This window comes from Mesorhizobium subarcticum, from assembly GCF_055456085.1.
In genome coordinates this window covers 3,075,007-3,086,845 of sequence record NZ_CM144237.1, presented here as the reverse complement: position 1 = coordinate 3,086,845, position 11,839 = coordinate 3,075,007, and the positions used below count along the sequence as shown (strand labels likewise).

General features: G+C 63.3%; 14 protein-coding genes. 8 read left to right on the top strand and 6 right to left on the bottom strand.

Annotated elements, in window-relative coordinates:
- Positions 1–133 precede the first annotated feature (133 nt).
- Positions 134–559: a VOC family protein gene (locus ACZYHG_RS15055; RefSeq protein WP_464614460.1), complete on the bottom strand. Its 426-nt coding sequence runs from the start codon at positions 557–559 to the stop codon at positions 134–136.
- 66 nt (positions 560–625) lie between these two features.
- On the opposite strand from ACZYHG_RS15055, the gene ACZYHG_RS15050 reads away from it, so the two are divergent.
- Positions 626–1,252 (top strand): TetR/AcrR family transcriptional regulator, encoded by a 627-nt coding sequence (locus ACZYHG_RS15050; protein WP_464614459.1) that lies wholly within the window; start codon positions 626–628, stop codon positions 1,250–1,252.
- On the opposite strand, the gene ACZYHG_RS15045 is transcribed toward ACZYHG_RS15050, so the two are convergent.
- Entirely contained in the window at positions 1,185–2,141 is a 957-nt protein-coding gene (locus tag ACZYHG_RS15045; protein WP_464614458.1) for a LysR family transcriptional regulator, read from the bottom strand. The two genes, ACZYHG_RS15050 and ACZYHG_RS15045, sit on opposite strands and share 68 nt — an antisense overlap.
- A gap of 106 nt (positions 2,142–2,247) precedes the next feature.
- Between ACZYHG_RS15045 and ACZYHG_RS15040 the strand changes: the two genes are divergently transcribed.
- Positions 2,248–2,880, top strand: coding sequence for an FMN-dependent NADH-azoreductase (locus ACZYHG_RS15040; RefSeq protein WP_464614457.1), 633 nt, complete (start codon positions 2,248–2,250; stop codon positions 2,878–2,880).
- Between the two features lie 52 nt (positions 2,881–2,932).
- Here the strand turns inward: ACZYHG_RS15040 and ACZYHG_RS15035 are convergent, their stop codons facing one another.
- A complete protein-coding gene (locus tag ACZYHG_RS15035) occupies positions 2,933–3,232 on the bottom strand; it encodes an AzlD family protein (protein WP_464614456.1) in 300 nt (99 codons plus the stop codon).
- The gene (locus ACZYHG_RS15030; protein ID WP_464614455.1) at positions 3,229–3,969 is read right to left on the bottom strand and encodes an AzlC family ABC transporter permease; all 741 of its coding nucleotides are present in this window, start codon (positions 3,967–3,969) and stop codon (positions 3,229–3,231) included. Before ACZYHG_RS15030 ends, ACZYHG_RS15035 begins: the two co-directional genes overlap by 4 nt.
- Before the next feature lie 172 nt (positions 3,970–4,141).
- Here ACZYHG_RS15030 and ACZYHG_RS15025 point away from each other — a divergent pair, with 172 nt between their 5' ends.
- A complete protein-coding gene (locus ACZYHG_RS15025) occupies positions 4,142–4,600 on the top strand; it encodes an Lrp/AsnC family transcriptional regulator (protein ID WP_027030460.1) in 459 nt (152 codons plus the stop codon).
- 30 nt (positions 4,601–4,630) lie between these two features.
- Here ACZYHG_RS15025 and ACZYHG_RS15020 read toward each other — a convergent pair whose 3' ends face one another.
- Positions 4,631–5,554, bottom strand: a complete 924-nt coding sequence (locus ACZYHG_RS15020; RefSeq protein WP_464614454.1) for a LysR family transcriptional regulator — start codon at positions 5,552–5,554, stop codon at positions 4,631–4,633.
- A gap of 134 nt (positions 5,555–5,688) precedes the next feature.
- Here ACZYHG_RS15020 and ACZYHG_RS15015 point away from each other — a divergent pair, with 134 nt between their 5' ends.
- Together ACZYHG_RS15015 and ACZYHG_RS15010 are read left to right on the top strand one after the other, a co-directional pair.
- Positions 5,689–6,201, top strand: a complete 513-nt coding sequence (locus ACZYHG_RS15015) for a cupin domain-containing protein (RefSeq protein WP_464614453.1) — start codon at positions 5,689–5,691, stop codon at positions 6,199–6,201.
- 9 nt (positions 6,202–6,210) lie between these two features.
- Entirely contained in the window at positions 6,211–7,128 is a 918-nt protein-coding gene (locus ACZYHG_RS15010) for an alpha/beta hydrolase (protein ID WP_464614452.1), read from the top strand.
- Between the two features lie 33 nt (positions 7,129–7,161).
- Here ACZYHG_RS15010 and mocR read toward each other — a convergent pair whose 3' ends face one another.
- Positions 7,162–8,622, bottom strand: a complete 1,461-nt coding sequence (gene mocR / locus ACZYHG_RS15005) for a rhizopine catabolism transcriptional regulator MocR (RefSeq protein ID WP_464614451.1) — start codon at positions 8,620–8,622, stop codon at positions 7,162–7,164.
- A gap of 93 nt (positions 8,623–8,715) precedes the next feature.
- Between mocR and ACZYHG_RS15000 the strand changes: the two genes are divergently transcribed.
- The 3 genes from ACZYHG_RS15000 to ACZYHG_RS14990 all read left to right on the top strand — a co-directional run bounded on the left by ACZYHG_RS15000 (position 8,716) and on the right by ACZYHG_RS14990 (position 11,799).
- Positions 8,716–9,834 (top strand): Gfo/Idh/MocA family protein, encoded by a 1,119-nt coding sequence (locus ACZYHG_RS15000; protein ID WP_464614450.1) that lies wholly within the window; start codon positions 8,716–8,718, stop codon positions 9,832–9,834.
- Positions 9,831–10,730: a myo-inosose-2 dehydratase gene (gene iolE, locus ACZYHG_RS14995; protein ID WP_464614449.1), complete on the top strand. Its 900-nt coding sequence runs from the start codon at positions 9,831–9,833 to the stop codon at positions 10,728–10,730. Before ACZYHG_RS15000 ends, iolE begins: the two co-directional genes overlap by 4 nt.
- Before the next feature lie 112 nt (positions 10,731–10,842).
- Entirely contained in the window at positions 10,843–11,799 is a 957-nt protein-coding gene (locus tag ACZYHG_RS14990) for a rhizopine catabolism ABC transporter substrate-binding protein (RefSeq protein WP_464614448.1), read from the top strand.
- The last annotated feature ends 40 nt before the right edge of the window (positions 11,800–11,839 follow it).

Genomic DNA, 11,839 nt, shown 5'->3' with positions numbered 1-11,839 from the left:
CGCAAGCAGAGAATATGCGGGCCTCTGCAAAATGACAGTACGTTGAATATATTGCCGCGGTTCTATTGGCGTCGCCGTCACATGGCTTTAGTTGGACGGCACTTTCTAACCATTCGATACTTCAGACCACCACTCAAGCCCCCGCAGCCCCCTCCGCATACTGCGCCAAGAATTCCTCGCTGGGCGGGATCGGCTTGATGACGTCGATCAGCACGCCGTTGGGATCCCGGGTGATGAAATGGCGCTGCCCAAACGGCTCGTCGCGCAGCGTCCGCAGGATCGGCAGGCCGGCGGCAAGGATCCGCTCATAGACCGCGTCGGGGTCGCGGACCTCGAAATTGATCAGCAGGCCCGACGTGCGCCCCCGCCCCTCTTCCGGGATTGTTTCGTGGTCGCCCTGGACGATGCCGAGATTGACGCGTTTGTTGTCGACCGATTGCAGGTGCACGTACCAGTCGCTTTCAAACAGCGGCTGGAAACCGAAATGCTTGACGTAGAAAGCCGCCGTGCCGGCAACGTCGCCAGTCATCAGCACCGGGTAATAGCTCGTGGTCTTCATCTTTCCTTCTCCCATCAATTAACATACAATCTGCATGTAGATCGAAATAACATACAGGCTGCATGTATGCAACAGGAATCCGCGCGCCGCTCCAACCGCGACCGCACCGAGGCGACGCGCGCCGATCTGATCGCCGCGGCGCGAAAGCTGTTCACGGAAAAATCCTATGCCGAGACCGGCACGCCGGAGATCGTCGCCGCCGCCGGCGTCACGCGCGGCGCGCTCTATCACCATTTTGCCGACAAGCAGGCGCTGTTTGCCGCCGTGGTCGAGCAGGAGGCTGAAGCCGTGGCCGACGAAATCGAGCGCGCTTCGCCACCCTCGCTTGAAGCCCGCGATGCGCTCATCGCCGGCTCCGACGCCTATCTCGACGCCATGCGCGCGCCCGGCCGCACGCGGCTGCTGCTGCTCGATGGCCCGGCCGTGCTCGGCCGCGCCGCAATGGATGCGATCGACAACCGCCACGGCAACCGTTCGCTGCGCGAGGGCCTGGTCGCCGCGATGCGCGCCAACAGGATTACCAGATTGCCGGCGGAAGCGCTGACCGCGCTGCTTGCATCCGCCTTCGACCGCGCCGCACTCGCCATCGAGGCCGGTGCGTCAGCCGACGATTACCGCGCTGTGCTCACGGCGCTGATTGACGGATTGTCTCCGGCTCTTCCTCAGGCACCCCGCCCGGCTCGAACTCGTTGAAGCAACCGAGCCCGCGCTTGAACCGTTCGATCAGCCACGCCGCCGCCGGCTTCGGGCTGCTGTCGTTACGATGCATGGCAAACATAGGCGACTTCACCTCGCTAAAGGGTTCGAGGTCGAGTTCCACCAGGCGGCCGCTCGCCAGGTCGTCTGCTATCAGCCAGCGCGGCAGCCCGCCCCAGCCCAGCCCCTCGCGCATGAGTATGTGCTTGGTGCGCATATCCGTGAGGCGCCAGGTCCGATAGGCAAAGACACCGAAGTCGCGTCCCTTGGTGCGTTCGGACTGGTCGGTGACGACAAGCTGCGTGTGTTCGCGCACATCCTCGAGCGCCAATGGCTTTGGCAGCAATGCCAGCGGGTGGCTGGGCGCCGCGGCCAGCACGATCGACATAAAGCCAATGCGCACAAGATGGATGTCGACCTCGCCCAGCAGGCCGCCAATGCCAAGATCGGCCTGTCCATTGACGACGTGGTCGGGGATCAATCCAAGCGAACCTATATGCAGTCGCAGCATCACAGTCGGAAACTGCGCCTCGAAAGCTTTCAGCACCCGCACCAGCACCGGCGAAGGCAACGCGGAATCGACCGACAGCGCCACTTCGGCCTCCAGCCCGTGAAGGTGGCCATCGACGCGCGAGCGCATGCGCTGCAGCACGCCGATCATGCGCCTTGCGTCCTCCAGCATCGCCCGGCCGATCTCGGTCAGTTGCGGCTCGCGCGTGCCCTCGCGCTCGAACAGTCTCAGCCCGAGCTGTGCCTCTAGATTGGCGATGCCGTAGCTGATGACGGATTGCGCCCGGTTGAGCTTGCGGCCAGCGGCCGAGAAACTCCCGGTCTCGGCAACGGCCACAAAGATCTGAAGCTGGTCGAGGGTCGGATTAGGCTGCATCACTGTATCTATTTTATAGATGGATTGTATAGAAAATATACCAGTTTATCTGATGGGTCGATACCCCATATGTGGTGGACAATTAATTCCACTGGAGAGACCCGCTATGTCCATTCTTCTCATTACCTCGAGCCCGCGCGGCGCTGCCTCGCACTCGACCCGTATCGCCACCGAATTCGCCGAAAAGCTCGTTGCCGCCGATCCATCGAACACGCTGGTCGTGCGCGACCTCGTCGCCAACCCGCTGCCCCATATCGATGCCGACTATTCGACGGGCATCTACACCCCTGCCGAAGCCCGCACCCCGCGCCAGGCTGAGGTGGTCGGCGTCTCTGACGTCGTGCTCGACGAGCTGTTCGCCGCCGACACGGTGATCCTGGCCACCGGCTTCATCAACTTCAACATCTCCTCGACGCTGAAGTCCTGGGTCGATCACATCGCCCGCTCCGGCAAGAGCTTTGCCTACGGCGAAGGCGGCCCCAAGGGCCTCGTCACCGGCAAGAAGGTCTACGTCGTGCTGGCTTCGGGCGGCATCTATTCGGAAGGTGCCGCCGTTCAGTTCGATCACGCCATCCCCTATCTGCGCGGCGTGCTCGGCTTCCTCGGCATGACCGATGTCGACGTCATCCGCATCGAAGGCGTCGGCATGGGCCCGGACGCGGTGACCGCGGCACTTGCCAAGGCGACCGCCAAGGTCGATGCCGTGGTGGCCAGCCAGCAGGTTGCTGCGGCCGCGTAAACAACCAACCATCTGAGCTCGAAGGCAGGCGCCCGCGCCTGCCTTTTTCGTTCTATCCGAGGAAATGCCGGAGCAGACCCGCCGAGGCGACCCCGATCAAAACGGTCGGCAGCATGGACAACCGTGTCGCGGCGACGAAGGTGATGGCCAGCGCCAGAAGGTCGGCGGGATTTCGCGACACGAAGGCCGGCGCGATGACCGAGATCAGCACGCAGCCGGGTGCTGCCTCCATCACCGCCGTGGCACGTGCGCTGAGCGTGCGGTTGCGCAGCACGATATAGCCGCCGATGCGCGTCAGATAGGTGACGCCGGCCATCAGCACGATGGTGAGAAGGGTTGCTGCGCCGATCATGCATCACCTGCCATCAGCCAGGCCGCAAGCAGCCCCGACATCGCGCCCGCCGCGACATACCAGGCGCCGGGAACGAAGAGATAGACAAGGGCGGCAACGACCAGGCTGACCAGCCAGGGCCGCGCCGCCGAAACGCTCTTCCACATGCCGCGCATCAGCACCAGGAAGACAGCCGGAAACGCCATGTCGAAACCGTAGTGCTGGACATCGCCGAGCATCGGCCCAAGCAGCGCGCCCGCCGCCGTGAAGCCCACCCAGGCCAGGTACATCGCCAGTGCCGCGCCCATGTAGTAACGCAGGCTGAAGGCCGGTGTGATACCGGCCTCAGTGCGCTGTTTGGCGTCGGCCAGCCCGAGCGCCCAGCTTTCGTCGCACAGGAAGAACAGGGCCGCGAATGCCTTGCGCTGCGGCAAACGCCCCAGGAAGGGCGCCAGGGCCGCTCCCATCAGGAAGTGGCGGCTGTTGACCAGGAAGGTGATGGCGACGATGAGCGCGATGTGCGGCGGCGATGTCCAGAGCTGGATGGCCGCGAATTCCGAACCGCCGGCGAAATTCAGTCCGGTCATCAGAGGCAGCTCGACGGCGTTCAGGCCTTTCTGCGTCGCCTGCGCGCCCAGCACCAGCGCATAGGGGATTGTGCCGAGCAGGACCGGCACGCACGACATGACCCCGCGTCGGAACTCCGAACCCGATCCGCCGTCAATCGCCTCGGACGATGCTGCTTCAGAAACGCTCATGGTTTTCCACAGACTGGCCTCGCGGCCTCCGTTTTCGGTTGCGCGTCGGATGGTGATGGTGTTGGCGCAACCATATAAAGTTGGCCTCGCAATTTGGTTGCGAAGATTGTTGTCTTTGCCATTATTTTGGCATTCAATGTCACAATTCGTGGAAGGGATGGAATTCAACACCATGAACCTGGATGACATCGACAGGCGCATCCTGCGGGCGCTGCAGCGCAACGGGCGGATGGCCAACAACGATCTGGCCAATGAGGTCGGCCTGTCGCCCTCGCCTTGCCTGCGCCGCGTGAAGCTTCTGGAGGAGGCCGGCGTGATCGACCGCTATGTCGCCGTGCTCAACCCGGCCAGCATCGGCAAGGGCCTCACCTTCTTCACCCGCATCTGGCTGAAGACGCAGGACGAGGACACGATCGAGCATTTCGCCGCCGAAGTGGCCAAGCTGCCGCAAGTGATGGAATGCTATCTGATGCTCGGCGACTGCGACGCCATGGTGCGCGTGGTGGCGGCCGACATCAACGACTACCGCCGCTTCCAGTCGGAGCATCTTAGCCGCATCAAGGGCGTCCAGAACGTCAAGACCGACGTCCCGAGCTGGACGATCAAATACACGTCGGAACTGCCGATCTGAGGCGAGCCCCCGGGGAGAGAATAACGGACATCAATCCGTCCCGGCAATGCCGCCTTGCCAATGCTCGTTGGGGACGGAGACCGCGCGCATGAAATCCACGAAGCTGCGCACGCTCTGCGACAACTCGCGCTTGCTCGGGAACAGCAAATTGACCTCGACCGGCGCGATGTCCCAATCGGTGAGCAACGGGACGAGACGGCCCTCAGTGAAGTCGTCGAGGCAGAGATACGTGGAAAGCATGCCGAGACCAGCGCCATTGCGGACCAGTTGGTGGATGGTCAGCGCATCGTTGACGCTGACCCGGTTGCGGACGTCGACCGTGGCCATCTCGCCGCCCCGGTAAAAATGCCAGGTCCGCGTCCGGCCGTCGCCGCGCGGCATTTCGATACACTCATGCGTGGATAGATCGGCCGGCGTCAGCGGCGTGCCATGCCGGCTGAGATAGTCGGGCGCGGCGGCGAGGCAGCGGCGCACGCTGCCCAGGCGCGTCGCCACCAGCGCCGAATCCGGCAGCGGCCCCATCCGGATCGCCACGTCGACCCGTTCGGCGACAAGATCGAGGTCGCGGCTGGTCAGATCGAGCGCCACGTCGACATGCGGAAAGCGGGCGAGGAATGCAGGCAAATGCCGGGACAGGACATTGATGCCGAAGCCAATGCCGGCGCTGATCCGCAGCAGGCCGCGCGGCTCTCCGGCGAGGCTCTCGACATAGGTCACCGTCTCGTCGATCCGCGCCATCAGCTCGACGCAACGCGTCTGCAGCGCTTCCCCGGCGGCGGTCAGGATCACCGCTCGGGTGGTGCGCTGGAACAGCCGCGCGCCCAGCTGCTGCTCCAGCCTTGCGATGTTGCGGCTGACCGTCGATTTTGGCAGGCCGAGCGCGCGGCCCGCAACCGAGAAGCTGCTGGTCGCCGCCACTTTCTCGAAAACGCGCAAATCATTGAGATCGATCATATCGGCGACTGTTCCATCCGTGGGACAGTGAGTCCAGCCGGTCGAACGAGCTTTTTGCTGTGCCGGCCCTAACTAGCGGGTACCAATGACACGACAGCTGGCAGCCCCGCCGATACAATCCCTGGAGACCAGACATGCCCGAATTCGAGATCCCCCCGGACGACCGCCAGCTCTCGGTCGTCGATCCCGACGATGCGTCGCTTCAGCATCTGGCCGTGGTCGGAGACACCTACACCGTGCTGCTGTCCGGCGCACAGACAGCCGGACGCTTCTGCCTGATCGACATGAAGGTTCCGAATGGCGGCGGCCCCGGCCCGCACCGGCACGATTTCGAGGAAATGTTCCATCTCCTGGAGGGCGAGATCGAATTCACCTTCCGAGGCGAGAAAAGCGTGGCCAAGGCTGGCATGACGGTGAACATCCCCGCCAACGCGCCGCATTCCTTCAAGAATGTCTCAGGCGCGGATGTGCGCATGTTGTGCATGTGCGCACCCGCCGGGCAGGAGGTATTTTTTGCCCAGGTCGGCACACCGGTGGAGAGCCGCACCGCATCCGCGCCAGAACTGACAAAGGACCAATTCGGCGTCTTCCTCGCCAAGGCCGCGGCGCTCGCCCCGGAATTCCGCACCGAACTTCTCAAGCCTTAGGACCAACTCATGAGCGTCGAAATTCACCCCGAGGACGAGAGTGACCGCGCCGTCATGCAAGCGATGCGCGACATGCTGGCGACGTTGCCGGCGCTGGAGTTTGCGCTCGCGTCGCGGCCGGCTTTCGAAGAGCTCATGCAACACACGCCTGCCGCCGACGGTATCAGCTTCGAGACAGGCAAGGTCGGAGCGGTGTCGGGCGTCTGGTGCCGGCCAAAGGCCAGTGCCACACAAGCGGTTATCCTCTATCTTCATGGCGGGGCCTATGTTCTGGGTTCCGCCATCGGTCATCGCAACTTTGTCAGCCAGATTGTGCAGCGCGCCAGCGCACCGGCCTTCATTCCCGACTACCGGCTGGCGCCCGAGCATGCCTTTCCGGCCGCCATAGACGACGCGCTCAGTGTATTCACCGGCCTTTGCGACCTTGGCTACGAGGCGATCGCGATTGCCGGCGACTCGGCCGGCGGCGGTCTTGCGCTGTCATTGCTGGCGCTGGTGGCGGCCAGGGCCAGCAACGGCGCCGGCGTCATGCCGCGTTGCGCGGTGCTGATGTCGCCATGGGCCGATCTTGCGCTGGCAGGCGACTCGATGCGGACGAGAGCCCAAGCCGATCCGCTGGTGAAACGCGACGAGCTGAAAAAGGCAGCCGACCTCTATCTGAAAGGCGCCGATCCCACCGACCCGCGCGCCTCGCCGCTCTACCAGCCCCTGGGCGGCCTGCCGCCGCTGCTGGTCCATGTCGGCGATGACGAGATCCTGCTCGACGATTCACGCCGCGTGGTCGAGGCGGCGTCGAGCGCCGGCGGCGAGGCTTCCCTGCATATCTGGGATGGCATGACGCATGTCTTCCCCTCCAACCTTGCCCAGTTGCAGGCCGCGCGCCAAGCCGTCGACATGGTGGGAGCCTTCCTCCGCCAGCATCTCTAGTAAACGTCGCCCAATCCTGGGTTTAACCTCTGCTTATCCATTCGCGGAAAAATGCGCTTTCAAAACAGCGCGAAACTTGTGCATCGTCTTCTCGGTTGTCTGCGCATCGGCCGCCGCAAAGCCCATGACAAGACCGTTCTGCTCCGTGCCATGGCGGTACTGCATCGACAGCGCCGAGACATTGATGCCTTGCTGGAGCGCCGCCTCGGCAACCGCCCTGTCGCTGCATCGCTCCCGAAAAATACCGACAACCTGGATGCCGGATTCGGTGGCATGGAAATCCAGCCATTCGCCCAGATGCCTTTGCGCGCTTTCGAGGAAGAACTGGCGTCGCTCCGCATAAAGACGCCGCATGCGCCTGAGATGGCGGGTGAAATGCCCCTCATTCATGAAATCCGCGAGTGCTGCCTGGGTCAGCAAAGGGGCGAACTGGCCGCTCACGCTCAGCGCCGAGACGATCGTATGGTCGATCGCCTTGGGCGCCACCATGAAGCCGAGGCGCATGGCCGGGAAAAGGATCTTGGCGAAGGTCCCGACATAGACCACACGGTTAGACGCGCCGATGCCTTGCAGTGCCGGAATGGGCTGGCCCTGAAAACGGTATTCGCCATCATAGTCGTCCTCAATGATCCAGGAGCGCCAGGTCTCGGCCATGTGCAGCAGGTTGAGCCGCTGTTCCATCGGCATGGTTATGCCGAGCGGGTGATGGCAGGACGGCGTCAAGAAAATCATGCGCGGAATGACAGGCGGCGGATCGAGATCCCAGCCGGCGTTGCTGACACGCAGCGGTGCCAGTTTCGCCCCGGCCGAGACAAAGGCCGACCCCGCGCCGTAATAGCCCGGCTCCTCCATCCACACCGTGTCGCCGTCATCGATCAGCAGCCGGGCCAGCAGATCGAACGCCGACTGGGCGCCATTGGTGACGACGATCTGCTCGGGCGTGCACTTCACGCCCCGCGAGGCGGTGAGGTAGCGCGCTATCGCCTCGCAAAGCGGCGGATAGCCTTTGACGTGATAGGTCCCGAAAAGATCGATATGCGCGAATTTGGCGCGGCGGCTGAGCAGTTTCGACCAGGTGTTGAACGGAAAATTGTCCGGATCCGGCATGCCGGGATGAAAGGCAAGCATGCCCGGCCGGCCATGATGATAGGGTTGGGCAAGCATTGTCTGTCCGCGCCGCGATATCAAATTGGCGTCCTCGACCGATACATGGTCCGCCGCCACCGAGCGGGTCGGCAGGTCCATCACCACTGAGGGCCTGCGTGGCCGTATCGCCAGATAGCCCTCCAGCGCCAGCTGGTCGCAAGCAGCAATCACCGTGTTGCGTCCGACATTCAGATCCCGCGCCATCACCCGTGTCGAGGGCAGTGCGTGGCCGCTCGGCAGTACGCGCCGTTCGATCAGGCCGCGCAACTGGACATAGAGCTGCCGGTGCAAATTGGCGGGACTGTCGCGATCCAGAGCGATGCCGTCTACGGGAAAGCTGGTCTTCATCTGGTTCCCAAAAATCAATCAGATCTGGTTCTAACAATGGAACCAAAGCAGCCTTAGGCTCAAGAAAAATCTGGGTTCGGATGGGGCTGGCCGATGCAGTGCGTAAGGGTGGGCGTGATCGGTGCGGGCGGCGTCGCCCAGGTCGAGCACATTCCAAACCTGCTCAAGCTGCACCGGCAGTTCAAGATCGTTGGCGTCTACGATCCATCGCGAAAGGTCCGCGCCTTTGTCGGCGAGGAATTCAGCCTCGAGACATTCTCCGATCTCGACGCATTGCTCGCCCTGCCGCTTGACGCCGTGGTCATCGCCTCGCCGGATGCGCTGCACCGGGAACAAAGCCTCGCCGCCCTCGCCAGGGGGCTGCATGTCTTTTGCGAAAAGCCGCTTTGCTACAGCGCCGGCGACATCGATGACTTGATTGCCGCCAGGGATCGCGCCGGAAAGGTGCTCCAGGTCGGCTACATGAAGCGTTTCGACCCGAGCTACGAGGCGGCACTGAAAATGCTGCCCGGAACGGCGCGCACGCTTCGCTACATTTCGGTCGAGGTCAACGATCCCGACGCCTGGCCTTTCGTTAGGCACGCCTCCACGTGCCGGGGTGACGACGTCACGGCGGACCTCGTGGCCTCGACCGAAGCCAAGCAGCACGAGCAGGTGGCGCGCGCCGTGCCGGGGCTGGACGATCCTGACGCCTTCCGCGGCTTCGTCGGTGCCTATTCTTCGTCGATCGTGCATGACGTCAACGCAGTCCATGGCTTGCTCGATGCGCTCGGTGTGGCCGATGGTGAAATTGTCGGCGCCTCGCTGTTCGCCAAGGGCGAGGGCGGCCAGGGCACTGTCCGGCTGCTCGGCGGCCAGGCGCTGTGGAACATGACCCATATCGCCACTCCCGGGCTGCCCGATTATCGCGAGCGCATCACGCTCTTTTTCGACGACGCCTCGCTCGAGCTGGAATTCCCCTCGCCCTATCTCAACCACCAGCCGACACGGCTGACCGTGCGCACCGGCGACGGCCACACGCTTTCCAGCGACGACATCCGCAGCGGCTATGAAGAGGCGTTCGTCGAGGAGTTGAAGGGCTTCTGGTCGGCGATCGTCGAAGGCACGCCAGCACGCAACACCGCCGAGCATGCCCGTCGCGACATGACGCTGCTGGCCGGCCTTGCCCGCCATCATCTTGCCCGGTTGAAGCAATCAGGAGTTCGCCCGTGAAGGTTCGCATCGGCATCAATCCGATCACCTGGTCCAATGATGACGTGCCGGAACTCGGCGGCGACACGCCGCTTGAAGTCTGCCTCGCCGAAACCAGGCAGGCCGGCTATGCCGGCACTGAACTTGGCGGCAAGTTCCCGCGTCAATCGTCCGAGCTGAAGCCGATCATGCAGCGCTATGGCCTGGACGTGATTTCAGGCTGGTATGACGGCCGCTGCGACGAAAAGGATGTCGATGCGGAGATGGATGCGATCACGCCGCATCTCCAGCTTTTGAAGGATATGGGCTCGACCCATGTCGTCTATGCCGACACCTCGCGCGGGCGCCACAATGCCATCTGGGGGCCGATCTCGCAGCGCCCAACGCTGAGTGAGGAAGAGTGGCCGGCCTATGGCCGCAAGCTGACGGCGCTGGCCGAAAGGATGGCGGATTTCGGCGTCCGCATGGCCTTTCACCATCATATGGGGACCATCGTCGAAACCGATGCCGAGGTGGGCCTGTTGATGCGCCACACCGGCGAAGCCGTCGGCCTGCTCTACGACACCGGCCATTCGATATTCTCGGGCGGCGACCCGCTGGCCCTGATCAAGGCGCAGGTCAAACGCGTCGTGCATGTGCATTGCAAGGACACCCGCAGGGCCGTGCTCGAGCGCGCCCGCGCCAGGGACATGAGTTTCATGGGCGCGGTCATGGAAGGGATCTTCACCGTTCCCGGCGACGGCTCCATCGACTATGCCACCATTTTGCGCGTGCTGGCCGACAATGGTTACAGCGGCTGGCTGGTCGTCGAGGCCGAGCAGGATCCCAGCAGGGCCATCCCGCAGATCTATGCGACGATGGGATTTCAAAATCTGTCGCGCATGGCGAGGGAAGCCGGATTTACCGTAACGAAATGATCGGGGCCGCACGCGGCCATCAAGGAACCAGTGCTGATGAATGAAACTGGAATGAAGGGGCAACTGGACCGCCGACCGTAATTGCGGCGGCGGAAAACAAACAGGAGGTTCTATGTTTTCGCTTGCGAAATTAGTAAAGCCTGCGCTCGGCCTGCTGGCCGGCTTCACGATGATGGCGGCGGCCACGACCCTTGCGGCCGCCGACGAAACGCGCGTGGTGTTCGTCACCCACGGCCAGAGCGGCGACCCCTACTGGTCGGTCGTCAAGAACGGCATGGACGATGCGGCCAAGACGCTCGGCGTCAAGGCTGAATATCTGGCACCCGAGACCTTCGACATGGCCAAGATGGCGCAGATGATCGACGCCATCGCGGCCTCGAAGCCCGACGGCATGGTTGTTTCGATCCCCGACGCGGCCGCCCTTTCAACGCCGGTCAAGAACGCCGTCGCCGCCGGTATCCCGGTGATCGTCATCGATTCCGGCGGCTCGAAGCTCACCCATGATCTTGGCGGCCTGCTGTTCATGGGGCAGGATGAATTCCAGGCGGGCGTCATGGCCGGCGAGCGCATCAAGGCGCTTGGCCTCACCAAGGCGGTCTGCGCCAACCATGAGGTCGGCAATTCGAGCCTCGACGACCGCTGCGCCGGCTTTGCCAAGGGTCTCGGCGTCGACGTGCCGGTGATGAACGGCGTCATCGACCCGACCGAAATGAAGAACCGCGTGATCGCCTACATGACCGCTCATGCCGACACACAGTTCATTCTCGCCGTCGGCGCCAGCGGTGCCGAACCGACGCTGACCGCACTTGATGAACTGGGCCTCTCCGGCAAGGTGAAGACCGGCACGTTCGATCTTTCCCCGACGATCCTGCAGGCCGTCGTCGCCGGCAAGATGGAATGGGGCATCGACGCCCAGCAATATGCGATGGGCTATATCCCGATCGCGATGTTCGACCTCTGGAAGAAGTACAAGATCATGCCGATCGCCGACTATCCGACGGGTCCCGGTTTCGTCACCAAGGACACTGCCGCCTCGGTCATCGAACTGTCGAAACTCGGCAAGCGCTGACACTGGCGGCCGGGGCCTCGCCCCGGCCGCTCCATCATAG